This is a genomic window from Kosakonia sp. N21, from assembly GCF_050587465.1.
Classification (GTDB): domain Bacteria; phylum Pseudomonadota; class Gammaproteobacteria; order Enterobacterales; family Enterobacteriaceae.
Map to the genome: position 1 here is coordinate 24,626 of NZ_JBOBHR010000016.1, position 23,531 is coordinate 48,156.

Annotated in this window: 18 protein-coding genes, 1 tRNA gene and 1 pseudogene; 17 read left to right on the forward strand and 3 right to left on the reverse strand. The window is 53.5% G+C overall.

Features of this window, described 5'->3' with window-relative positions:
- Positions 1–16 precede the first annotated feature (16 nt).
- From ACQ3G7_RS23950 to ACQ3G7_RS24010, 13 genes are all read left to right on the forward strand, one after another.
- The gene (locus tag ACQ3G7_RS23950; RefSeq protein ID WP_430892706.1) at positions 17–1,225 is read left to right on the forward strand and encodes a phage tail sheath C-terminal domain-containing protein; all 1,209 of its coding nucleotides are present in this window, start codon (positions 17–19) and stop codon (positions 1,223–1,225) included.
- On the forward strand, positions 1,225–1,680 hold the full coding sequence (locus tag ACQ3G7_RS23955; RefSeq protein ID WP_430892708.1) for a phage tail protein: 456 nt from the start codon (positions 1,225–1,227) through the stop codon (positions 1,678–1,680). Before ACQ3G7_RS23950 ends, ACQ3G7_RS23955 begins: the two co-directional genes overlap by 1 nt.
- Entirely contained in the window at positions 1,677–1,844 is a 168-nt protein-coding gene (locus tag ACQ3G7_RS23960; RefSeq protein WP_430892710.1) for a DUF5908 family protein, read from the forward strand. Before ACQ3G7_RS23955 ends, ACQ3G7_RS23960 begins: the two co-directional genes overlap by 4 nt.
- Positions 1,841–2,533, forward strand: coding sequence for a CIS tube protein (locus ACQ3G7_RS23965; RefSeq protein ID WP_430892712.1), 693 nt, complete (start codon positions 1,841–1,843; stop codon positions 2,531–2,533). Before ACQ3G7_RS23960 ends, ACQ3G7_RS23965 begins: the two co-directional genes overlap by 4 nt.
- Positions 2,526–4,145, forward strand: a complete 1,620-nt coding sequence (locus ACQ3G7_RS23970) for a phage baseplate assembly protein V (protein WP_430892714.1) — start codon at positions 2,526–2,528, stop codon at positions 4,143–4,145. The genes ACQ3G7_RS23965 and ACQ3G7_RS23970 overlap by 8 nt, the downstream gene beginning before the upstream one ends.
- Before the next feature lie 23 nt (positions 4,146–4,168).
- Positions 4,169–4,591 (forward strand): GPW/gp25 family protein, encoded by a 423-nt coding sequence (locus ACQ3G7_RS23975; protein WP_430892716.1) that lies wholly within the window; start codon positions 4,169–4,171, stop codon positions 4,589–4,591.
- The gene (locus ACQ3G7_RS23980; RefSeq protein WP_430892718.1) at positions 4,588–5,004 is read left to right on the forward strand and encodes a contractile injection system spike tip protein; all 417 of its coding nucleotides are present in this window, start codon (positions 4,588–4,590) and stop codon (positions 5,002–5,004) included. The genes ACQ3G7_RS23975 and ACQ3G7_RS23980 overlap by 4 nt, the downstream gene beginning before the upstream one ends.
- A gap of 74 nt (positions 5,005–5,078) precedes the next feature.
- Positions 5,079–7,709, forward strand: coding sequence for a baseplate J/gp47 family protein (locus ACQ3G7_RS23985; protein ID WP_430892720.1), 2,631 nt, complete (start codon positions 5,079–5,081; stop codon positions 7,707–7,709).
- A gap of 12 nt (positions 7,710–7,721) precedes the next feature.
- A complete protein-coding gene (locus ACQ3G7_RS23990) occupies positions 7,722–10,628 on the forward strand; it encodes a baseplate wedge protein (protein WP_430892722.1) in 2,907 nt (968 codons plus the stop codon).
- Positions 10,629–10,650: 22 nt separating this feature from the next.
- The gene (locus tag ACQ3G7_RS23995) at positions 10,651–11,787 is read left to right on the forward strand and encodes a hypothetical protein (RefSeq protein ID WP_430892724.1); all 1,137 of its coding nucleotides are present in this window, start codon (positions 10,651–10,653) and stop codon (positions 11,785–11,787) included.
- Between the two features lie 39 nt (positions 11,788–11,826).
- Complete coding sequence (locus ACQ3G7_RS24000; protein WP_430892726.1) at positions 11,827–13,524, forward strand: contractile injection system tape measure protein; 1,698 nt, start codon at positions 11,827–11,829, stop codon at positions 13,522–13,524.
- A complete protein-coding gene (locus ACQ3G7_RS24005; protein ID WP_430892728.1) occupies positions 13,521–15,566 on the forward strand; it encodes an ATP-binding protein in 2,046 nt (681 codons plus the stop codon). The genes ACQ3G7_RS24000 and ACQ3G7_RS24005 overlap by 4 nt, the downstream gene beginning before the upstream one ends.
- Positions 15,567–15,694: 128 nt before the next feature.
- On the forward strand, positions 15,695–16,309 hold the full coding sequence (locus ACQ3G7_RS24010) for a LuxR C-terminal-related transcriptional regulator (protein WP_430892730.1): 615 nt from the start codon (positions 15,695–15,697) through the stop codon (positions 16,307–16,309).
- A gap of 112 nt (positions 16,310–16,421) precedes the next feature.
- Here the strand turns inward: ACQ3G7_RS24010 and ACQ3G7_RS24015 are convergent, their stop codons facing one another.
- Both ACQ3G7_RS24015 and ACQ3G7_RS24020 read right to left on the reverse strand, forming a co-directional pair.
- Entirely contained in the window at positions 16,422–16,703 is a 282-nt protein-coding gene (locus ACQ3G7_RS24015) for a hypothetical protein (RefSeq protein ID WP_430892732.1), read from the reverse strand.
- An 84-nt stretch (positions 16,704–16,787) separates the two neighbouring features.
- A pseudogene (locus tag ACQ3G7_RS24020) lies at positions 16,788–17,228 on the reverse strand (L-sorbose 1-phosphate reductase); the annotation flags it as partial.
- A gap of 229 nt (positions 17,229–17,457) precedes the next feature.
- On the opposite strand from ACQ3G7_RS24020, the gene ACQ3G7_RS24025 reads away from it, so the two are divergent.
- Complete coding sequence (locus tag ACQ3G7_RS24025) at positions 17,458–18,381, forward strand: DUF8812 domain-containing protein (RefSeq protein ID WP_430892734.1); 924 nt, start codon at positions 17,458–17,460, stop codon at positions 18,379–18,381.
- Positions 18,378–18,836, forward strand: coding sequence for a DUF1311 domain-containing protein (locus ACQ3G7_RS24030; protein ID WP_430892736.1), 459 nt, complete (start codon positions 18,378–18,380; stop codon positions 18,834–18,836). Before ACQ3G7_RS24025 ends, ACQ3G7_RS24030 begins: the two co-directional genes overlap by 4 nt.
- Positions 18,837–19,000: 164 nt before the next feature.
- On the opposite strand, the gene ACQ3G7_RS24035 is transcribed toward ACQ3G7_RS24030, so the two are convergent.
- Positions 19,001–19,095: transfer RNA gene (locus ACQ3G7_RS24035), tRNA-Sec, on the reverse strand.
- Positions 19,096–19,383: 288 nt separating this feature from the next.
- Between ACQ3G7_RS24035 and ACQ3G7_RS24040 the strand changes: the two genes are divergently transcribed.
- Positions 19,384–20,775 carry a glycoside-pentoside-hexuronide family transporter gene (locus ACQ3G7_RS24040; RefSeq protein WP_430892738.1) on the forward strand — a complete coding sequence of 464 codons (1,392 nt, stop codon included), beginning with the start codon at positions 19,384–19,386 and terminating at the stop codon, positions 20,773–20,775.
- A 10-nt stretch (positions 20,776–20,785) separates the two neighbouring features.
- The gene (gene yicI, locus ACQ3G7_RS24045; protein ID WP_430892740.1) at positions 20,786–23,104 is read left to right on the forward strand and encodes an alpha-xylosidase; all 2,319 of its coding nucleotides are present in this window, start codon (positions 20,786–20,788) and stop codon (positions 23,102–23,104) included.
- Positions 23,105–23,531: the final 427 nt, after the last annotated feature.

Here is a 23,531-nt window from a genome sequence, read left to right on the forward strand (position 1 = left end):
AAAAGGATCGATTCCGATGGCTATGGTGCTTCCAAGGGTATCGGTCGGCGATACCCTTTTAACCGCCGAATCAACCGATGATCCGGTGACAATACCGCTGTTTATTGGCTATACCGCGCAGGTGGAGGAGAGTGGCGTCCCGGTGGCGCTCGCGTCGCTTGCCGAAGCCAATGCGCGCTTTGGCGAAACGGGAACGCTGGCATGGGCGCTGCGCCATTTTTTCGATAACAATGGCCGCATTTGCTATGTCTATTCGCTTGGCGACACGGCGCAATGGAGCAGTGATGCCGACAGATTAGATGCGCTGGTGGCGGCACTGCAAACGCCGGAGTTGACGGCGGCGGTGATGGACGACACCCACAGCGGATTATTGCTGGCGCCGGAGTTGAGTGAGCTTAACGATCAGACCACCGACACGCTGGATCTCTGGTATCAGGGCTGGCAGGCGTTACTGGAACTTGCTCAGTATGAACGTCGCTTCGCCTTACTGGAGCTGCCTGAAGCACCGGAAACGGCGAAGACTCTGGCGCTTAACACCTTTTCCCCGGATTACTGCCGCAACGCCGCCGCCTGGTGGCCCCGCCTTGAAACCAGCTATGCAGATGAGTTGGATAGCGCCATCAGTTACCGGCGGCTCTCCCCTCTGCCTGCGGTGGCGGCAGCCATTCAGCTTAGCGCGAAAACTTATGGCGTCTGGAAAGCGCCAGCCAATATCGCCTTACTGAAAACCATTCGCCCGACGTATGACACCGCATTAGCGCAAAGTTTATTTACTCAAACCGGGGTGTTTGCCAACCCTATTTGCAGTTTTCCGGGCAAGGGCGTCTACCTGTGGGGATGCCGGACATTATTAAATGATGACACCTCGCCGTGGCGCTATATCCAGACCCGGTTGCTGATGAACAGCATTGAACATCGCCTGAAAAATATCGCCCGCTCCTTTGTTTTTGAACCCAATAACGCATTGACGTGGATGAAATTGAAAGGGCAGTTGTGGTCATGGCTGCGCCAGCAATGGCTGGCAGGTGCATTTTATGGCACCCAGGAAGAAGAGGCTTTCAGTATTGCCGTCGGACTGGATGAAACCATGACGGCGGACGATCTCAGCGCGGGAAGAATGATTGTCAACATTCAACTGGCGCTGCTGGCGCCTGCGGAATTCATTGATTTGACCATCACCCTCGATGCCCGCGCCAGCACCACGCAATTCGAGGAGAACGCATAATGGAAAACCTGCCTGCTGTGTCTCACCGATTCCTGGTGAATTTCCTTTTTAACTACATTCCCAGCCCGTTGGATATTGCCTTTCAGCGGGTTTCCGGCCTCGGCCGTGAGCTTACTGTCACCCAGCACCGTGAAGGGGGCGAGAATGCCCAAAATATCTGGCTGGCGGAGAAGGTGGAACACGGTTCGCTGGTGCTTGAGCGCGGGGTCATGCGTCTGTCGCCGCTGACGTTGCAGTTCGATCGCGTGCTGCGCCGGGAAAGCACGCTAATGGCGAATGTCGTCATTATGTTGCTGGATCACAATATGCTGTTGCCTGTCACCGTTTGGACCATCAGCAACGCCCTGCCGGTAAGCTGGCGCATGGGCGATCTGGATGCCGCCAGCAATACCGTGTTGATCAATACGCTCGAACTTCGCTACCAGGATATGCGCGTGCTGGGGACCAAATTATGACCATTGAAATTAATGAACTCATTATTGAAGCCCAGGTGACGGATAACTCGTTACCCGCCGGGCAACGGCCATTAACGACCGCAGAACGATTAGACGAAGAGTATCTGATTGAAAAACTCAAACAGGAAATTGTGGCTTACCTGATTGAACGGGAGTTGCTATGAGCCTACTTGACCGAAGCCTGGCGAAACTGACCATTTCCGCCTGGAAAGACCGCGAAGGTAAAATTCCCGCCGGGAAAATGCAGGTCATGTATAACCCCGAAACCCTCCAGCTTGATTACCAGACGCGTTACAGCACGGAAGAGACGATTAACCAGTCCGTACAGAGTAATCGCTATGTGGTTTCCGAACCGTCCGGACTGGGGCTGAACCTCTTATTTGATGCCGACATGCCCGGAAACACCGCCTCCATTGAAAGCCAGATGGCGATGTTGAAATTTCTCTGCGCGGTGGATGCCTCAACCGATACCCCCCATTTTTTACAAATCACATGGGGAAGCATGCGCTGGGAAAATAAAGGCTATTTTGCCGGGCGCGCCAGTGAATTATCGATTCATTACACCTTATTTGATCGTAACGCGACGCCCTTGCGCGCAACCGCGCACCTGCAACTGGTGGCGGATTCCAGCATTGTGATTCAGAACGCCGAAAAACAACTGCTCTCACCCAGCAATATTCTGGTCAACATCACCGATCAGGCCACGCTGGCGCTGTTAGCGGCGAGTGCCGCTGCTTCGCTGGCCGCCAATGTCGATTATCTTTCGCTCGCCTGGCAAAACGATATGGATAATCTGGACGATTTTGCTGTGGGTGGCGATTTGCTGGTGCAAAAGGGGGCGAGCAATGAATGACATCACCCTGAAAATCGGCGGGCAGACCAGCGCGCTGGGTATTCGCTGGCTGCGGGTACTGCAACAACTTAATGAGATCCCCTCCGCCCGGCTGGAGCTGATGTTACCCACGGACAATAACAACACCAGCGACACCACGCTTGCCGCCGAAGTCGCCCGGCTAACGCCAGGCGTGAATCTGACGATCGCGCTGGATAATGTTGCCCTGTTTTCTGGCGTGCTGACGCAGAAAAAAGTTCAGCTTCAGGGCGCGCAGCGGGTGATCAAAATAGAAGCCCGCCACGCCTTGCAAAAACTGGCCTGGCCGCCGCGCAGCGACCTTTACCGCCAGCAGGCTGACCGGGCGATCCTGACCACGCTGTTTAATAAAGCCGCCGTGAAAGCCACCGTGAAAGCCGATGCGCAACTGAATGCGGTAAATGAACAGATGGTGCAGTACCGGGTCAGCGACTGGACATTTATTTGCCGACGCTTAAAAGCCACCAACTGCTGGCTGTTGCCGGATGCCGCCAGCGATGCCGTCACCATCAGTGCTCTAACCATGCCTGCATCGGCAAAACATACGTTTAAACAGTACGGTGATAACGAAAAATACGCCTTATATGAACTGGATATTAATTTTGATAACCGCTTTATTCTCGACAGCCTGGCTTTACAGGGCTGGGATGTGAACGAGCAGGCGCTAAACTCCCCGCAACTGGTGAAAAATGATGCGTTTGATCCCTGGCACCCCTCCGCCGCGGCGGCGTCTGCGGCTGCCGGGGCGCAACACAACTATAAACTGGCCTTTAGTTACTTCCCGGAAACCGATTTGAGCAAATTATCCCGTTCCTGGGTCAACTATCACCAAATGAGTGAAGCCCAGGGGTTTGTGGTGATGGAAGGCGTTCGCGACATCGCGCCTGGTGACAGCATTGCGCTGGCAGATTTTGGCGCAGGGCTGGATGGCACCGTTCTGGTTTCTGGCATTGAACAGACCATTGATACAGAGCGTGGCTGGCGCACGAAACTGCTTATCGGTATGCCCATCAGCCAGATGGAGACAGATATCACCGGGACATTACATATTGGTACCGTCGCGGATTTTAACCCCGACCCGCAAAACATTGAACGTATCCCGGTGGAGATCCCGGCGCTGAATGTGGCCGGTGAATATTTGTTTGCCCGACTGGGGAAGCCCTATGCCAGCAAAGCGAGCGGTTTTTGTTTTTACCCGGAGCCGGGAGACGAAGTGGTGTTAGGGTTTATTGAAGGTGCCTACAGTTACCCGGTTATTCTCGGCTCGATGCATAACCCGAAAAATAAATCCCCGTTCCCGCCGGATAAAAAGAACAACCAAAAAGCCGTGGTGGTGAATAAGCAGGATATTACTCAGCAGTTGCTTATCGATTTGGATGCGAAAACATTCACGTTATCGGCGGATAATGGCAGCAAAGTCATCGTTGATGCTAATAACCAGATGCAAATTCATGGCAGCGAAATTGCTGTCGACGTCGATAAGCAAGTGCAAATTACGGCCAGCGATGTGACCTGGCAGGCAGATAATAAATTCTCCATTAATGGTAAAGGGCAAGTCGAAATTGTAAGTCCGAGCATTAATATGAAAAGTTAAGCCATTCAGCGTGCGGAGGAACCATGAGTAGCGATAAATACAGTGAATCTCTGGGGCGCAGTTGGGCTTTTCCCCCGCAATTCAGCGTGGCGGAGGGGGTAAAAATGGCGGAGGGCGTCGATTCGGTATTGCAGAGCCTGCTGGTTTTATTTACCACCGAACCTGGCGAGCGCATTATGCGTGAAACCTACGGCGGCGGACTTAATGAATTTCTGTTTGAAAATATTACCGATGAACTGTTGGCCAGTATTCGAAACCATATTGAAGATGCCGTGCTGGTGAATGAGCAGCGCGCGGAAGTCAAAGAGATCCTGATAAAACAAGCAACCAATGATGTCAGCCGGTTGCTGGTACAAATCACGCTGAAATTGCTGGGTAGCGATATTACTGAAACGCTATCTGGCACGCTGGCGGTCAATGAAGGTTATGCGCTGAGGTTGCTATGAGTAACTTTGTGATTGTCGATAATGACACGCTGCAATTCGGCGTCACCTTTGGCATGTATACGGTGACGCCAATTGAGCCCTGCATGATAAAAGCCTCGGGAATTGCACAAATCATGAATAAAAAAGTGTGCGTTTCAGGCGACGAAAAAAAGGTGTCGATTAAAGCGACCTATATGAATGCGACCTATCCCACGCCTGGCACGGGGAGCATCACCATTTCCAGCCTGGGTTCAGACCAACTGGCGAACTTTGCCAAATCGACGATGCCGCTGATTGTTACCGGTAGCCAGTTTACCGCCCTTTTTACCCCGCAGTCGCCAGCCAGTAATCCCCAAGGGCCGGAGGCCGGGCCGTCGCCGCAAACCGGCAACGGGAAATTCATCAATTCTCAAACCTTTGTGACAACGGGGTAAAGCCACATTTTTTCATTGATGACCACACGCAATTAAACCCTTCCGTTTTTATCAATTGCAGAGCGGGTAATGCCATGTCTGACTTAGATGAACTCAAAGCGAAGCTGGCCGACGTCGTTGTGGAGAATAACTTTCCGCTGGAAGAGAGAACGCCTGCACAAGTTCTGGACTTTTTGCAGCGATATACCGAAAAGATTCCCTTTGCCAGCGATGAAAATTCGCTTTGGGAGGATTTCTGGTTTAACGGTATAACGCCGCAACAGCTCAGTGATATTTATACCGGTGTTACACCTGCGGATAAAAATTTACCGGTGCAGCACACTTTTTTGTTGCTGTTATTAGGTTTGCTGGAAACGCCGAATCTGTTACTGAATACGGTGCCGGACCGCCATCGCACGCTTTATTACCAGGATTTATTAGGTTTTGAACACGGTGCAATAAAACCCGATACGGTGGCGGTGAGCTTTAACCTGAAAAGCAACAGCAAACCCTGGCTGCTGCCGGCCGGCACGTTATTGGATGCCGGACAGGATGCCGCCGGGAACACCATTACTTACCTGACGGACAGCGAGTTACTGTTAAACCACCAGCAGATCGTTAAATTGAGCTGGACGAAGCAGGATGCCAGCGGCAACTGGCTGCTAATGACGGCGCTGGATACGGACAACAATGTCGCATTACCGGATGGCGGCATCCGCCTGTTCAGTGATACCCAGAATGTTGAGGGCTTGCAGCGTGAGCTGGTGCTCGATTCAACACTGGTCAGCCTTAACGGCGACATTAGCGTAACGGTATTGTCGGACAGCGACGCCACCCGCAGCAGCAGCGAAATCACCCCGACAGTCTTTCTGCTCGGGCAAAAACAGACGCCACTTGTTTTTCGCGCCACACGTGCCAGCGACAGTGAAGTGCTCTATCGCTTACCCTCCAGCCTGTTGATTAAAGACTGGCATCAGGATGCCTCCGCCAGGGAAGGCGCCTCGCTGGTATTGCAGTATCCGGCCGGGAAACTTGCCGCATTGCCCGCGTCGTATCAGGTCACTGTCAGTCAGGTGCAGGATATCGGTTACCTTCCACAGAGTGGGAAAGGTTTTCTCGACAGCGTGAGTTACCCGTTTGGCAGTCAACCGGTACTGGGCGATGGTTTTGAACTCGCCTTGCCGTCCGCGTTGATTGAAAGCGGCGGCACGCTGACCATTTCCCCGCAGTGGCAGAACCTGCCGACGGAAAATTTCGCACTCTGGTATTTCCGTTACACCAACCCGCCAGCGGATAACACCGTATTTCAGGCGAGCATTTATCTGGTGCTGCCTTCTGGCGAGCGCTCTTTGCTTGCGGAGCAGGCGCTCTTTTCCGGTGACGGCGCGCCGCAAATGCAACCGCTGACCATCACGCTCCCCGCCGATCTGGATGCATCGGCAGGCGGTTACAGCATTCGGGTTGAGTTAAGCGGCTCCGATTTTCATCATCAGGAGTGGGCCAGTGATCCCACGGGGAAAAATGCGCCCTGGACGCCGCAGGTGAGTCGTATTGACACCGAGTTCACGCAAACGGTAACCCTTGAGCAGATCCTTGGCCGCACCGCGTTGCTCCGTGCTGGCGAGATCACCGAACAGGCGATGTATGTCGGCTTGAGTGGGGTGATCGCCGGGGACAGCGTCTCGATTTATTGGTCTATGCAGTCGCTTTCCGCGCTGGCGTTGAGCTGGTATTGCTACACCAGTGAAGGGACATGGCAGGCGCTGGACGCCACGCTGAATGACGCGACGCAGGGCTTATTGTTCAGCGGGCTGTGGCAGGCGATCCTGCCCGGTAACGTTGCGGTGGGCGGTGACGGGTTATCTGAAGATAACTACTGGTTAAAAGCGGTGGTCACCGGTAGCAGCGATAGCATGCCGAAAGTGCGCAATCTGTTTAGCAATGCGATGACCGCTACGCTGAATCTGAGTGGCGAGATTGATAGCAGCCATTTTGCGCAACCTTTGCCCGCTGGCTCGATTTCCCAACTGGTATCGCCGGTTGTGCCAATCAGCTCTGTCAGCCAGTTGCTCCCTTCGGAAGGGGGCAAAGCGCGGGAAACCACGGCAGAGCTTTTTGAACGTACGGCGCTGCGCATCGCCACCCGCCACCGCGCCATTACCTGGCAGGATATGCGCCATATGTTGCTGGAGCAGTACCCCCAGCTTTATGACATCCATTTTCTGGATGTGAGCAAACTGCTGACCATTCCCGCGTTGACAGTACAGGAGCTGGTCATTATTCCAGGCAGTAGCGTCAGTGACAGTGACGATACGCTGCGTCCGGCATTAAGCCAGGGCCGGCTGGACGAGATGGCCGCGTGGCTGAAGCCGTTCACCTGCCCGTGGGCAAACCCCAAATTAATCAACCCGGTTTATGTCGATATTACTGCTCGCTATCAGGTCACGTTCCATGATGGCGTGAACCCCACCTATGGTTATCAGCAATTATCAGATTGGTTGCAGCAACGCTATATGCCTTGGGGAGCCGACCTGCAGCAGGTGGTGTCGCTGGGTAACCAGATCGATTACTACCAGCTGTTAGCCACTATTCAACAGCACCCTCTGGTGCAAAACGTCCTGCTGCTGGAACTGGTCGATGCCGAAGGGAACCCCCATGAGGAAACTATCGTGGCGAAGCAAAACGAGGTCTTAATCTTAACGCCGCAAGTCAAGTCTGATGCCTAAAGGGAGCCGCTTATGTCTAAAGAAAATGCCCTGTTCCCGGTGGTTAAAGCGGACATCGATTTCGCTACGCTGTGGCAACAGGCGACGGAAAGCCTCAATGCCTTGTGTGGTGATATCTGGACCGATACCACCGATCACGACCCCGGCGTGACCTTATTGCAGGCCACCACCTGGAATGATTCTGACCTCGGGTACCGCTTGTCGCTATCACTTAACGATTTGCTTACTGCTGCCGGAAAAACCACTCTTTTCCCGCCTGAGTTTGGGCCGCAGGGCGTACTGTGCTGCAACACGGTGACCGCCGAAGATTACCGCCGCGCTATCCTCGATATTCATAGCAGTGATGTCGGCCTTAGCGGTGACGAGCAGGGGTTTATTTTTGATGATTGCGCGCTGGTAAAAGAACCCGAGGACAGCAGCAATACTTTTCACTGGTGGTATGACAAAGTTAACCGTAAGTACACCTTTACCAAACCGACCGATGCGGTAGATGACGAGTGGCAGGAATTAACGCTACGCGGTAATAACTGGCTCTATCTGGTGCCTTCTCGCTATACGCAGGCACTTTCCAGTGGCGACAACGCGACGGTGCAAACTTATCTGGCGGATTTTCTGGCCAGTCACCGTAATATTGGTGAATTTTTCGCACGGGTTATCTGGCTGCAGCCGGTGGATTTTAACCTCAATCTGGAAATCGGCCTGAGCAGTGATGTCGAGAATATGGCGTCGGTCGTGGCACAGATCTTCGAGGCCACCAGCGCGCAACTCATTTCTTCGGTTACACGTTTCACGACTGCGCAGATGCACGACAAAGGCTATACCGATGAAGAGATTTTTGAGGGGCCTTTTCTTAAACATGGCTGGCAGATTGCAGATCCGACACCAATAACTGCAAGCGGGACGACCGTCAGCCTGGGTTCCCTGGCTAACCGTCTGTTGACCATTGCGGGGGTGGAGAGTGTGAATGCGGTCTCGCTGACGTCGCTTCCGCAACAGATACATGGCGTCGCGTCAGATAAATGGTCATGGCAAATCGATGCGGGTTATTACCCCAGGCTCTGGGGGTCTGATCCGTTTACGCTACTCGCGGGGGCAGACAGCCCGTTAACACTGGTGATCAAAGGCGGGATTTATGAAAAACCGGATGCCGAAGCCATTCGTCTGTACCTTAGTGCCCCGGCATTAATTAATACCCCGCCGGTGGTGCTTGCTACAGGCACGCTGCGCGATTTCAACGCCTACGTTCCGGTTGGCAACCGGCTGCCGGGTTGTTACCAGCTTCAGCAGCCGCTACAACAGGTGCAACAAAACATCCGCGAGTTGCATCAGTTCCTGCTGCCAGTCGATCAGCTGCTGGCCAATATGTGCGCTGAAATCGTGTCGATACCGCAACTGCTGGCGTTTGAGGAACGGGCTGACATCATTCGTGGCACCCGTTGGCCCTATAGCGATGGCGGGATTAACGACAGTGTGCACAGCGATTACAGGAAAGCGCTACAGCAACTCACACTGCGGGACGCAGAGATTTTTCAGGCGGACGGTGTGACGCCCCATCCGCTGAACTTTTCCCGCGAACTGGCGTTTTTGCAGTATTTGCTGGGCTACTTTGGTGCATCGCGCGCCGCGCGCCCGCTGACCCTCGATTTAGCCGATTTTCTGCTGACCCAGCGCGCCTATCTCGCCCAACAACCGCAGCTGGGTTATGACCGCATTAATATCCAGATCAATAAAGTCTCGGCGCTGCAAAAACGCATTACTGCCATCATCGGGCTAAATAGCGAGTGCTTTAAAGACAACCCCGACCTCAGTAATTTGCCGTTTTACCTGATTGAGCATCGCCAGTTATTGCCGCTGGTGCCTGCAACGGGTTATTCCACTGACCAGACGCCGCAAAGCTTCGTCATCAGCGGCACGCTGGTGACGATTACCCAGTCGGGCAGCGCCGGGAAAATCGAAGTTGGCCAGTTAGTCGATATTATCGCGATTCAAGGCGACAGCCGCCTGGTAGTAGGCCAACAGATGGTGACCAGCGTTAACGGCGATGCTTTTACTGTCAACATGGAAAATAGCCGACAGCTAGAGAATGAAATGAGTTTTTTACAGACCGCATGGTCCGGGGGCAATTTACGTTGGCAGAGCAGTAATCTCTGGTTGCAGGATATGGACTTCCCCCTAAGCTATGCCGACGCTTCGCTCCAGCCTGCAGACAGCACGCAAAAATTACTGATGAGCAGCGATCAAAGCCCTTACCCGGCGATGGTTGCCGCAGGAGATAAGATTGTGATCCGGGCGGCACCGTTAACCACAACGATGGTGGGGGAAGTCAGTACTACCATCGAACCCGCTGCCGCTGAAGACTGGCTGCTCAATGCCACCATTCTTGCTGTGAACCCGCTGGCTGGCACCCTGCTGGTGGAAAAAGCCGCCGACAGCCAGTATGACTTCCCGGCGGAGGCCGATGCCTGGCACTACGTGTGGAACTTTAGCGAGTCGGCTTATGCCACCACCGACCGCTTTTCATTTGTGATTAGCCTGGTGCTGAACCGCACGATTATTTCCAGCCAGAATATTGTGCCGGATAAGCTGATCACCTGGATGTTGCAGGTAGTGATGGAGCAGTTTCCGGCGCATGTGTCGCTGATCAATCACTGGCTGAGCGACTCGGCGTTTAAAAACTTTGCCCAGACCTATGCCCGCTGGCAGAACAACGGTAACCCGCTGGGGGACGATGCCTGGAGCATCCTGCAAATGCTGACTCTGGGTCACCTGCCAGCGTCTGAACTGGGCATTGGCTTAATGCGTATTGCCACCGATGCACAGCGTACCGCTGTTATCGGGGCTGATGGCAGCCAATGGAATACCAGCGTTATTGTGCAGGAACAGCTGTTCTATGTTCCGCAAGACTTGCCCACCGCTTAATCACTGAATTCTGGAGACGATTATGGCTGATACCAAAAAATTACAGTCGCCCGATGCCCTGAAGGCGCGTTTTAAAGCGGGCAGTATTCCGCTGCAAAGTGATTTTGCCGATCTGATTGATCTGGCAAATGCGGGCGCGGTTGCCGCCGGGCAGGCTGCCGGTCAAATCAATAATGCCGGTATAGGGATGAAGTACGGCAGCACAGGGAAACTGGAGCTGAATGCTACTAAATCGTTTAATTACGACAGTGACAACGATAGGGAGCACGCTGTGCAACTATCGATTGATACTTCAAATAATAAGCCGGTTGTCGATTTGGCTTATGGGCTGATTGGATCGTCTGATGGTTTAAGCGTAAAAGCCTCTACGGGCATTGTTGTTAACGGTAATGGCGTCAGCGTCGCATCGGACACCATGGCGTATGTGGAAGCGGCAGCGAGAGGCGTGGGCAAGTTTCACGGTCAGGATGGTAAAGCTGGCGTCGGTATGCGCTACAGTGCGGATGGCAAGTTGGAGCCTAACCTTGAATCTCATGATTATGACGGCAGTGAGGCTGGTGTCCTGCCTTTAAAAATAGACAGCTCCACCAATATGATGGTGGTTGATCTCGACCTGGGACTGGTCGCCAGTGACGATGGGCTCAGCGTGAAACCCTCGACGGGGATTAAAGTTGATACCAATGGCGTCAGCGTTGATATGGCCTATGTGGTGCCGCGAGGGATTATTGTGATGTTTAGCGGCAGCGCCGCGCCAACCGGCTGGGCATTCTGTAATGGCAGTAACGGTACCCCGGATTTACGCGATCGGTTTATTAAAGGCTCACAGGATTTCAATACATCAACGGGCGGTGCTAAACGGAATACTTACACACCAACGGGGACCATAACGATTGATGAACATACACTGACGGTCGCTGAAATGCCCTCGCATACTCACCGTTGGGTGAAACAGGGTGGAGGTAATATGTCTGATGGGAATAGGTATGCTCAAGTATATTTCGACAGTACTTGGAGCTCGGTTACGTATCCCAACGGCAATGCATTTGAATCTACTGGTGGTAACCGACCTCACTTTCATACCGGTTCATTTAATGGTTTCAAATATGATCAGAATAACGAACCACAATATTTTGCGCTGGCTTTTATTATGAAGTTATAACGGTTTTATTTATCATTGAATAATCTCGAGATACTCTCTATGGCTGAATCTGATGTGTGTATTAACACATTGCGGGTTACGTTATTTATTGAGCCCGCGTTAGCTAAACAAAGAAACATCGAATATCAGTTTATTAATAAAGAACAACTTCTCTCTGTTTTGCAAACGGCGAAAAATAACGTTGCGATAACCCGCAATATCATTATTGATAAAGTCGTGCTGAATTTAGGTGCAATGCCGCGCCAGCATCTTTCTCTCTATTTTTATCAGCGTCTGCATGCGGCGCTGGTGCAACTGTTTACGCAGTTAGCCAGCCGCGCGCGCAATACGACATCGACGGGCGGGGGAGTAACCGGAACGGCTGCGGGACAACGTGGTTCCCTTGTGGCCCAGGCTATCGACTGCCTGCAAAGTGCAGGAGCAAAAACCGACGTCTGGCGTCCGCAGACGCAGCGTGCAGCGCCTGCGCGACAAGGCAGGCACTCCCATTACCGGGCAACACAACCCGGTTGGCCTGACACACCGCATTCGCGCCACCATAACACGCATAGAGATGCGACCTATGTGCCGCATGCCCGGCGTCGGGAAACGCCCCCGGAAGCGCTTTATCACGCGTTCACTCGGGGTGTTAACGACTATTTTGCAGCAAGCGTGGGTTCTTCGCCGTACAACGCCATCCTGTCTGCTCACCCGACAGTAAGCTCCCCGGCCTGGTGGCCGGAAAGCCACCCCGGTACAGCATCAACGCGCCTGACGCCGTTGCGGCTGGTGCAGCAAGCACTGAGTTATTTACTGACGGTTGCAGAGGGCCGTCACTGGCTAAGTCAGCACAGCATGACCCATGCGCAACGCGATGCCTGGGCTGCGGCGTTAGTACAGCAGGAAATCCCGCTAACGCAGTTCCTGCAACTGGTGGCGCTGCTTGAATCCTTACCCATCGCACAGGCGCGGGCCATTGCCGGACGCTGGGTGATACCGTTATGGCGTTATGCCGGTATGGCAAAAACGGTGCAACTGCACGCAGGGAACGCAGCACAACAGCAGATTGATGATTATCTGGCTTCTTTATTGCCAGAAACCCTTGCCGCTGCACGTTCCCACAGAGCAGACAAACCTGACGGAAACCTACCAACGTCAGGGCTGGCGCAACAGCGCAGAGAAACGTTAGCCGCCCGGCAGCGTGCCCGTCGCGCAGATGACGAATCCCCTTTGGGGCTACCGGTCAGCAATGCCGGGGTTGTGTTGCTCTGGCCGCTGTTGCCGCAGTGGTTTACCGCGCTGGGGCTGGTGGCGGAGAAGCAGTTTATCAGCGACGACGCGCGCTGGCAGGCGGTTGCCGCCATTGACTGGCTGGTGTGGGAAGCGGAACGGCCGCAGGCGCAGCGTGTGGTGGTCAATCAGTTTTTGTGCGGCCTGCCGCTGGAGGAACCACCAATCATGCCGGAGCCGTTGAGTGCACAGCAGCAGCAGATCACCTCTGAGTGGGCATCCAGCGTCTTTTCGCAGATCGCCGCCTTTGAAAAAATGGGGCTGACCGATATCCGCCAGCTCTTTTTGCAACGTCCTGGCGAACTCTTTGCCGACGTAACCCCGGCGGTGCTGCATATCCAGCCGGAAGTGTTCGATATTCTGCTGACGAAATGGTCGTGGCCGTTGAACCTGGCTTTTTTCCCCTGGTTCGATGCGCCGCTATTGCTTGAATGGTTGCCTGGCGACCCAGGGAGAATGCTGCCATGAATCTGCCGCTGCACACTTTTGCGGAACCGGATGAACACGAGGATGCCGCCATTTTGCAGGCGCAGCTTCAACGGCTGGGAAAAGCCGCATCGACATGGGCGCAGTACCAGCAAACCGCCCATTTTCACTTTTCAGACCCACTTCCGGTCGATTTCAATGCTGACGCGCCATGGCAAAACGACGAGGTGGCGATCCCCGTCGGCTGTCGACTCGATTCGCTGGTGAGCCATTTTCAGCTAAGCGCGCTTGAGCGGGATATTTTATTACTGACTCTGCTGCCGGAATATGACATCCACTACGGCCAGCTCTTCGCCAGCATCCATCCGACCAACCGGAGCACACGCCCCTCCGTTGCCATCATCATGGGGATTTTGTGTCGTGACGGAACGGCACCCACAACGGTGCAAGCCTGCCTGTTGCCGGGTGGGAGTTTGCTGCGGGCGGGGCTGTTAACGCTCCAGCAAAAAGAGAACGATAGCTTCTCTGCGGCCGTGCCGGGGGCCGATAGCGCGCTTTACGGCTGGCTGCTCGGCGGCGACACGCTTCCCGGTGAACTGGCGCTCTATGCGCGTTGGCTGCCGGTTCCCGTGCAACCGGAGATCACACCGCCATTAACCGAACAACTGGTGCAGTGTTCCATTGAAAGCGAACACGCGCCGGTGGCGACCATTTTGCGGGGCTACCGTCTACAGGAACAACTGGCCGCTGTCGCCAGGGCGATGGAGAGGCGAAGCCGATCGGTGCTGTGCCTCGATTTGGCGCATCTGACCGGCGCTCTGACGGTTGCCGCGGTACAGAAAATGCTGCAACTGGCGATACGGGAGACGCGGCTTTATCAGGGATGCCTGGCGATATATGCGCCAGAGAACATCGTTGAGCACTTTCCGCTGCTGTGGGGCTGGCTGGCGCATGAACTGCGCTACCTGGCCGGGCCGGTGGTGTTCCTGACGCACCCTTCCGTGACGCTTCCCCGGCTGGCGGGATTTAGCCAGGTGGTGATTGTCATGCCAGTGATTACGGCGGATGACACGCTCGGGCTGTGGGAGCGCCAGTTGTCCGGTGTGCGTGTTGAACCGGCGCTGGATATTACTGCGCTGCTTAATCGGTTTAACCCGGACAGCCAGTCAATCCCGCAGCTTATCCGGGAAGCGACGCTGTACCAGCGGCTGCGCGCAGTGGATGACACTCACGCGGTGATCGCGACGGAAGATTTACGCTATGCCTTTCAGTTACATACTCAACAGTCCTACGGCAAGCTGGCGCAGCGCTACACGCCGGTACGCACGTTTGATGATGTGGTGATCGATGAGGCCACGCAGCAGCATCTTCAGGAGATTCTGGCGGCTGTTCGCCAGCGCGATAACGTGCTGAAACAGGGATTTGACCGGAAAGTGGCGTACGGTACCGGGATCAGTACCTTGTTCTTTGGCGATTCGGGAACCGGCAAAACCATGGTGGCGGAAGTGCTGGCCGGTGCGCTGGGGGTTGATTTAATTAAGATTGATCTCTCTGCGGTGGTGAATAAATACATTGGTGAAACGGAAAAGAACCTCGCCCGTATCTTTGACATCGCTGAACAGGACGCAGGCGTGCTCTTTTTTGATGAGGCGGATGCGTTGTTTGGTAAGCGCAGCGAAGTGACAGATGCGAAAGATCGCAATGCCAATATCGAAGTTGCCTATCTGTTGCAACGGCTGGAGGGTTACCCTGGGTTGGTTATTCTGGCGACCAACAATCGTAACCATCTGGATGCGGCGTTTGCCCGTCGCCTGACCTTTATTTTACGTTTTCCATTCCCGGATGTGGCATTGCGGGAACGCATGTGGCGGGTCATTTGGCCGGCCAATGTCTCTCTTGCGAAGGAGATTGATTTTCACCTGCTGGCGCAGCGTGCAGAAATGACGGGCGCCAATATTCGCAATGCGGCATTACTCGCCAGCTGGCTGGCGGCGGAAGAGGGGGATGATCAGGTTCAACTCCACCATCTTGAACGTGCAATAAAACGAGAGCTGGTGAAAGTTGGTCGTGTATTACGGTTTTAATCTGCCGGAGATAAGTGCGGATACATCAGGCCGTTTTTTTATTTTTCTTCTGCAATGGGTAAGCAATCGAGTATTTATGGAAATTAGGGGCTTCATACATATGAAATAATATTGTCTGGAGGTTAGATATGTATATCATCTCTCAGGATAGCTATTTTGTAAGTGGAATGGATAAGTTACTTAAAAACATTAATCCGTACGCGACCCATACTCTTATTGTCTTCGATCGCGGAGATGGGAAAATAGTATTTTTTAGCATGCATTCATTGCTTCTTATTCTTGCGGAACAGAAAAATTTCCATACCTTTATCTGTACGAAGTTTATCAAACTGGATAAGTGTTCCCCTATGAGTTTTATGGAATATGAGGTGCGTAAGATAATAGCCTTCCTTAAGGGTAAAGAGCAGGAGGATCGTATTCGCGAAGTGCATTTGAGCGTGGTGGAGTACAATATCATGACGATGATTCTGGATGGCCGCCCGAATAGCTATATTATGGAGGCGCTTAATCTTGACCGCAAAGTCGTGAGTAATTATAAGAACGCTATTCTGCGCAAGTTAGGTTTAAAAAGCATGGCGGAGCTGATTCATATTTATCAAAACTGGAATGCCTGTTTTTGCTGCACCGATGGCATTGTTATGCCCGATATTACGTTAGTCCCGCATGAAGAGACGAACGAGTTGAAAATGATCAGATATGGCGCGATAAAACAGGGCGATGTGTGCCACTCATCAGTGGCGTAAACAGAATGATCTGTGGAGCAGTGCCGACGCGGTTTCGATTTTATTTCCTGTTATTTTTTTCATTTCTGTAAAAGGGAGCCCGTGCCCCCTTTCGCCCGGATAAGACGTCATGTCAGAAATCATAGGCATTAATGACTTTCATTAATGCGGCATCATTCTTGTACTTCGCCCGTAACGTTTTGAGCTGCCCGGCGGCTTTGCCGCAGGTGGCTTCCAGTTTGGCGTCCAGCTCTTTTTGTCGTTGCTCATCAAGATCGGCGTCTTGCTCACCGGCAAAATGCTCACACTGATCGGCAAGGTCGCGAAAAGTCTGGACATCTTTCGGCAGGGTTTCTGCGGCATAGCTGGTGTTAATAAGAAAGGCTGTGGTGAAAATCAAAAAAGCGCGCTTCATGTGTGGTTGTCTGTCAGTCTTTAAAAACCTGTAAGGTAGTCTTACAGGTTCGCTTTGTACAGACAGACTTTGTGTTATGCGTGCTTATGCGGTGGGCGTCGACAACAAATAGTGCTCGGCTTCGCCGGACCAAAGCCCCTGATGGCGTTGCAGGATCTGCTGAAGCTGCGGGTCGCTGAACCCGGTCAGTGCGGTCAACGGCATTTTTTTCCCGGTATAAACCAGCTTTTTACCCCCTCCCACCTCCGGCAGCCTTAGCGTTGTCTCGCCAGCGGCATCCAGCCCCAGAATATGCGTCACCACTTTTGCTGGCTGGACTCGCTTCTCTTCGATCAGTTTTACCGCTGTGCGCATGTCGTCGGTGTTGCCGCCGGACGTACCGACATAGTGCGTGAAAGCGTAGTGCACATCGTAAAAGTTAACGGCTGCACTGAACTGTTTATTCTGCGGACCGGCAAAAAAGTTCATGCAGCCATCGGGCGCAAGCAGTGCGGAGGCCATGGTCACCAGTTGTTCGTCGGCGATTCAAGTCACTACACTGGAGTCGGGTTAGCCCAAATTGTCTCTTAAGGGTTGTTAACACTCAGGCGGTGCAGACAGTCCGCAAAAAATTGTGTATGTCTTAGCCATCTGTTTTGAACGTTGTAAAATTTTTACGACGTTTCCTGTTACATTGTTCCCGAATGACGATCGCATCTTTAAAATTGCATAAAAGTGAAAAGTTTTTTGATGCATCAAGGATAGGAGAGTGTTCATGGGTAGTCGACAACGCTACGGATCACGGATTATGCGGATTGATTCCACTGTAGGGGAGTGTGGCAACAACAAGACGGAAGAAGTTTTGTGGTTTCAGGAAACGCTCAGTAAGTCCGGTTATCAAGAAATAACCGGGCGAGAAGTTGAGATTACTGGCAAGTGTGACAGGGATACGATTGACGGTATTCGCTGGTTTCAGAATATGCTCTCTATGAGGCCTACGGGAATGATTCATCCTGGAGACATCTGGCTTCAGGAAGCTATAAATAACGTTGTTTTACAGCCCTGGCGTAAAACTGTCGGGGCGGTGCAGGTAAGGGTGCCTGAAGGTCAGGTTACCTTTGATGCAGAAGGGCATGATTATATTTTTCCAGATTATGCTCCCAAGAGGGCACCTAAAAAACCTGACTATTTCTCCCGAATACTGCACTGGCCTGGTGATGTATCAGGCGTCACACTAGGTCGCGGCTACGACATGAAGATGCGAACTGCCGGAGAGATTTTTTCAACATTGCGAAGTCTTGGTATAGAAGAATATCGCGCAGTGATTGCATCAAACGCTGCATATCTTAGTGGAAGACAGGCAAAGGTTTTTGTCGATACCACATGGCAGTTATTTGGCGAGATAAGCTATGTGCAGCAGATTGAATTATTCAAACGTTCTTATTTAGAGAAAAAGAATTACGCCAAACCGTTTTATGTCAAAACAGCAACAAAAAAACCGAACGCACCATCATGGGATCAACTCGACCAGAAAATTAAAGATGTTGTTGTTGATATTTTTTTTCAGGGCATAAGATATCCTGCAAGCTTAATAGAGGCTGCAATAGCGGGCAAAATAGCGCTTATAAACTTCATTCGGGAAGATTCATCACTTATGCGTTATGAGTCTACAAGACACAGAATCAGGTATTTACAATGAAAAAAATAGTGCTAGCGATTATTTTTATGACTTTGGTTCCGTCAGCTTACAGTGCTGAGAAATCAGATATTATCGCAGGGCCAGAAACTGATAATTGTTGGCGTAGTAATGCTGATCGAGGAAAAGCTTCTGAATGCTTACACGCCCTTAGTGATAAAAGCAATAAAAGTATGGACGAATTAATTACCAAAACAATCAATCAAATAAAGGAAAACAATACTGGTCCCGTTTACAAAAGTAAGCACCCTCAACTGACCATTGGTGATGTCTTCAGTAAGTTTTTCCTTGATTCGCAAAACTCCTGGAAAGAGTATCGTAAGAACTTCTGTTTAGGCGTTGGGTCGCAAATCGGGGAAGATACCTATGATTACTGGCCTTATATTTATCAGTGTCAAATCAATCTTAATAAAAGGCATGCTGAAGAGATAAAAATGCTTCATGTAGATGAAGAGTGATCGAGTTCATAAAGTGATCTCAGTTGCCTGCTGACTGAATTTTTGTGTTCAGCAGGCTTAAGCCAGTTTGACCCTGACCCCGAATATGCTCAAGTCATAATCAGGAATAATTGCGGATATTATAGGGGATTTACTTGAGATAGTGGAGTTCAGGGGAGGCATTTTGGCGGAAGATCACAGGAGTCGAACCTGCCCGGGACCGCTGGCGGCCCCAACTGGATTTGAAGTCCAGCCACCTCACCGGAGGTGACGATCTTCCGCGCCTGCATTGCTACATGGAGGCGGGGCGCATTATAGCTACTTTCATGCATTTACCACATACCCTGGCCATAAATTTTCTCGTTGTGCTGCTGCTTTACATCCCCGTTTAAGATAAATCCTCACATTTTCCGATGGTTAGATTTTTTGTGCGGCGAAAGTAACCGCGATCACAGAAAAGAATAAACGTAATCTGATAACCAGAAAACGGAATACCCGCCTGAAAAACGATCGTTTACAACCACTGAGACCGCTCTCCGCTTACTTTTCAGGCGTTAAGGAAACAAAAATGGACAGTCAGATTATTTCTGTGAAAGAAAAGATTGGCTACGGGATGGGCGATGCCGCCAGCCATATCGTTTTTGATAACGTAATGCTGTACATGATGTTCTTCTATACCGATATCTTCGGTATTCCCGCCGGTTTCGTTGGCACCATGTTCCTGCTGGCGCGCGCGTTAGATGCCATTTCCGACCCGTGCATGGGGCTGATTGCCGACCGCACGCGCAGCCGCTGGGGTAAGTTTCGCCCGTGGATCATCTTCGGCGCACTGCCCTTTGGCGTGGTCTGCGTGTTGGCCTACAGCACGCCGGATCTCAGCGTCAGCGGCAAAATGGTTTATGCCGCTGTAACCTATACGTTACTCACCCTGCTTTACACCGTGGTAAACATCCCGTACTGCGCCCTTGGCGGGGTCATCACCAACGACCCGAAACAGCGTATTTCGCTGCAATCCTGGCGCTTTGTGCTGGCGACTGCGGGCGGCATGCTCTCCACCGTACTGATGATGCCGCTGGTCAAACTGATTGGCGGGGAAGATAAAGTTTTTGGCTTCCAGGGCGGTATTGCGGTGCTCTCGGTGGTCGCTTTTATGATGCTGGCATTCTGCTTCTTCACCACCAAAGAGCGTATCCAGGCACCGCCGAGCACCACCTCCATGCGTGAAGATTTGCGCGACATCTGGCAAAACGACCAGTGGCGCATCGTCGGTTTACTCACCATCCTCAACATCCTCGCCGTCTGCGTGCGCGGCGGAGCAATGATGTATTACGTCACCTGGATCATGGGCGATGCCGCCATCTTTACCGCCTTCCTCACCACTTACTGCGTCGGCAACCTGATTGGCAGCGCCCTGGCCAAGCCGCTCACTGACTGGAAATGCAAAGTCACCATCTTCTGGTGGACCAACGCCGCACTCACCGTGCTCAGCGTCGCCATGTTCTTCGTGCCGATCGAAGCCAGCGTCACCATGTTTATCTTCATCTTCGTTATCGGCGTGCTGCACCAACTGGTCACACCCATCCAGTGGGTGATGATGTCCGACACCGTGGATTATGGCGAATGGTGCAATGGCAAACGCCTTACCGGCATCAGTTTTGCGGGCACATTGTTTGTGCTGAAACTCGGGCTGGCGCTGGGCGGCGCATTGATCGGCTGGGCATTGGCTGGTGGTGGCTACAACGCGGCGGCGCAGAGCCAGAACAGCGCCACCATTAGCATCATTATTGCGCTGTTCACGCTGGTTCCGGCGGTCTGCTACTTACTGAGCGCCTTTATCGCCAAACGCTACTACACCCTCAAAACGCCTTTCCTGACATCGATTATGGCGCAACTGGCGCGTGGCGAACGCCGCGATCCACAAGGACAGGGCAGCGTCTCTCACCGGGAAGAATTACTGTAAGGAGTCATGCATGAAAATCAGTGATGGCAACTGGCTGATCCAGCCGGGTCTGACATTAATCCAGCCCATTCAGGTGTTCGACGTTGAACAGCAGGGCAATGAGATGGTGGTGTATGCCGCGCCGCGCGATGTGCGCGAACGCACCTGGCAACTGGACACACCGCTGTTTACGCTGCGTTTTTTCTCGCCGCAGGAAGGCATTATCGGCGTGCGCATTGAGCACTTTCAGGGCGCGGTGGATAACGGCCCGCACTTCCCGCTGAACCCATCGCCGCATGTGCATGTTGCGCTGCATAACACCGACGAATTTGCGGAGCTGCAAAGCGGCGCGTTGAGCGTGCGGGTGGGGAAAGGCGAAAACTGGGCGCTCGATTTTCTGCGCAACGGCGCGCGCATTACCGGCAGCCAGTTGAAGAACAACGGCTATGTGCAGGATAACAACAGCGGGCGTAACTACATGTTCGAACGGCTGGATCTCGGTGTTGGCGAGACGGTGTATGGTCTCGGCGAGCGTTTTACCGCGCTGGTGCGTAACGGCCAGACGGTGGAAACCTGGAACCGCGATGGCGGCACCAGCACCGAACAGTCCTACAAGAATATCCCGTTCTACCTGACGAACCGGGGCTACGGCGTACTGGTGAACCACCCGCAGGCCGTGGAGTTTGAAGTCGGCTCCGAGAAGGTCTCCAAAGTGCAGTTCAGCGTGGAAGGGGAGTCTCTCGAGTACTTTGTGATTGATGGCCCGACGCCGCAGGCGGTGCTGAACCGCTATACGCAGTTTACCGGTCGCCCGGCGCTGCCGCCGGCCTGGTCTTTCGGCTTGTGGCTGACCACTTCGTTCACCACCAATTATGACGAAGCAACGGTCAACAGCTTTATCGACGGCATGGCGGAGCGCCAGTTGCCGCTGCATGTGTTCCATTTCGACTGCTTCTGGATGAAGGCCTTCCAGTGGTGCGATTTTGAGTGGGACCCGGTGACCTTCCCGGACCCGGAAGGCATGATCAAACGCCTGAAAGCGCGCGGGCTGAAAGTCTGCGTCTGGATCAACCCCTATATCGGCCAGAAATCCCCGGTGTTCCGTGAACTGAAAGAGAAAGGCTATCTGCTGAAACGCGCCGATGGCTCGCTGTGGCAGTGGGACAAGTGGCAGCCGGGGCTGGCGATTTACGACTTCACCAACCCGGAAGCCTGCCAGTGGTACGCCGATAAACTCAAAGGTCTGATGGCGATGGGGGTCGACTGCTTCAAGACCGACTTTGGCGAGCGCATCCCGACCGATGTGGTGTGGCATAACGGCGCGTGTCCGCAAAAAATGCACAACCACTACGCCTACATCTACAACGAACTGGTGTGGAAGGTGATGAAAGAGACGGTGGGCGAGCAGGATGCGGTGCTGTTTGCCCGTTCGGCCTCCGTTGGCGCGCAGCAGTTCCCGGTGCACTGGGGCGGCGACTGTTACGCCAACTACGAATCGATGGCGGAAAGCCTGCGCGGTGGGCTCTCCATTGGTCTGTCCGGTTTTGGTTTCTGGAGCCACGACATTGGCGGCTTCGAAAATACCGCGCCTGCGCATGTCTATAAACGCTGGTGTGCGTTTGGCCTGCTCTCCAGCCACAGCCGCCTGCACGGCAGCAAATCTTACCGCGTGCCGTGGGCCTACGATGAAGAGTCCTGCGATGTGGTGCGCCACTTTACGCAACTGAAATGCCGGCTGATGCCGTACCTGTACCGCCAGGCGGCGCTGGCGCACGAGTGCGGCACACCGATGATGCGCGCCATGATGCTTGCATTCCCGGGCGATCCCGCCTGCGATTACCTCGACCGCCAGTACATGCTCGGCGAGGCGCTACTGGTCGCCCCGGTGTTCAGCGAGGCGGGTGACTTGCAGTTTTATCTGCCTGAAGGGCGCTGGACGCACCTATGGCATAACGATGTGCTGGACGGCAGTCGCTGGCATCAACAGCGCCACGACGTGATGAGTCTGCCTGTTTATGTGCGCGACAATACGCTACTGGCGCTGGGCAGCAACGATCAGCGCCCGGATTATGCCTGGCATGAAAACACCGCCTTCCAATTGTTTGTGCTGGATGAGGGGCGTGAAACGTTGTGCGAAGTACCGGACGCGAACGGCGCGGTGATTTTCCGCCTGCGGGCGAAGCGTGAAAATGGCGTGATTAGCGTGCAGGCTGAAGGCGAAGCCCGCAACTGGACGCTGTGCCTGCGCAGTATCGCGCAGATTGCCGGAGTGCAGGGGGCGACGCAGTCGGGCAGCGAACAAGGCGTGGTGATAGCGCCGCAGGGTGGGGAGATCCGTATTACGCTGTGAGTCTCCCCTCACCCTGACCCTCTCCCCGGAGGGGCGAGGGGATAAGGCGGGTGCGGGTTTTCCCCTCATCCTGGCCCTCTCCCCGGAGGGGCGAGGGGATAAGACTGGTGCGGGTTTTCCCCTCACCCTGACCCTCTCCCCAAAGGGGCGAGGGGATAAGGCGGGAGCGGGGTTCCCCTCACCCTGACCCTCTCCCCAGAGGGGCGAGGGGATAAGACGGGTGCGGGTTTCCCCTGACCCTCTCCCCGGAGGAGCGAGAGGATAAGGCGGGTGCGGGTTTCCCCTCACCCTGACCATCTCCCCGGAGGGTTAAGGGGATAAAGCGGGTGCGGGTTTTCTCCCTCTCCCTTTCAGGGTGTACGGTCCGGAGACATGGTAGACAGGTGTTCGGAGACATGGTGAACACTTTTTAACACCCTTCACCCTT

Excerpts from the sequence above, each read along its gene's own strand:
- ACQ3G7_RS23985 (WP_430892720.1), top strand. The coding sequence starts at position 5,079 with ATGTCTGACTTAGATGAACTCAAAGCGAAGCTGGCCGACGTCGTTGTG.
- yicI (WP_430892740.1), top strand. The coding sequence starts at position 20,786 with ATGAAAATCAGTGATGGCAACTGGCTGATCCAGCCGGGTCTGACATTA.
- ACQ3G7_RS23990 (WP_430892722.1), top strand. The coding sequence starts at position 7,722 with ATGTCTAAAGAAAATGCCCTGTTCCCGGTGGTTAAAGCGGACATCGAT.
- ACQ3G7_RS23965 (WP_430892712.1), top strand. The coding sequence starts at position 1,841 with ATGAGCCTACTTGACCGAAGCCTGGCGAAACTGACCATTTCCGCCTGG.
- ACQ3G7_RS24025 (WP_430892734.1), top strand. The coding sequence starts at position 17,458 with ATGGGTAGTCGACAACGCTACGGATCACGGATTATGCGGATTGATTCC.
- ACQ3G7_RS24015 (WP_430892732.1), bottom strand. The coding sequence starts at position 16,703 with ATGAAGCGCGCTTTTTTGATTTTCACCACAGCCTTTCTTATTAACACC.
- ACQ3G7_RS23955 (WP_430892708.1), top strand. The coding sequence starts at position 1,225 with ATGGAAAACCTGCCTGCTGTGTCTCACCGATTCCTGGTGAATTTCCTT.
- ACQ3G7_RS24000 (WP_430892726.1), top strand. The coding sequence starts at position 11,827 with ATGGCTGAATCTGATGTGTGTATTAACACATTGCGGGTTACGTTATTT.
- ACQ3G7_RS23995 (WP_430892724.1), top strand. The coding sequence starts at position 10,651 with ATGGCTGATACCAAAAAATTACAGTCGCCCGATGCCCTGAAGGCGCGT.
- ACQ3G7_RS23970 (WP_430892714.1), top strand. The coding sequence starts at position 2,526 with ATGAATGACATCACCCTGAAAATCGGCGGGCAGACCAGCGCGCTGGGT.
- ACQ3G7_RS23950 (WP_430892706.1), top strand. The coding sequence starts at position 17 with ATGGCTATGGTGCTTCCAAGGGTATCGGTCGGCGATACCCTTTTAACC.
- ACQ3G7_RS24030 (WP_430892736.1), top strand. The coding sequence starts at position 18,378 with ATGAAAAAAATAGTGCTAGCGATTATTTTTATGACTTTGGTTCCGTCA.
- ACQ3G7_RS24010 (WP_430892730.1), top strand. The coding sequence starts at position 15,695 with ATGTATATCATCTCTCAGGATAGCTATTTTGTAAGTGGAATGGATAAG.
- ACQ3G7_RS24040 (WP_430892738.1), top strand. The coding sequence starts at position 19,384 with ATGGACAGTCAGATTATTTCTGTGAAAGAAAAGATTGGCTACGGGATG.
- ACQ3G7_RS23980 (WP_430892718.1), top strand. The coding sequence starts at position 4,588 with ATGAGTAACTTTGTGATTGTCGATAATGACACGCTGCAATTCGGCGTC.
- ACQ3G7_RS23960 (WP_430892710.1), top strand. The coding sequence starts at position 1,677 with ATGACCATTGAAATTAATGAACTCATTATTGAAGCCCAGGTGACGGAT.
- ACQ3G7_RS23975 (WP_430892716.1), top strand. The coding sequence starts at position 4,169 with ATGAGTAGCGATAAATACAGTGAATCTCTGGGGCGCAGTTGGGCTTTT.
- ACQ3G7_RS24005 (WP_430892728.1), top strand. The coding sequence starts at position 13,521 with ATGAATCTGCCGCTGCACACTTTTGCGGAACCGGATGAACACGAGGAT.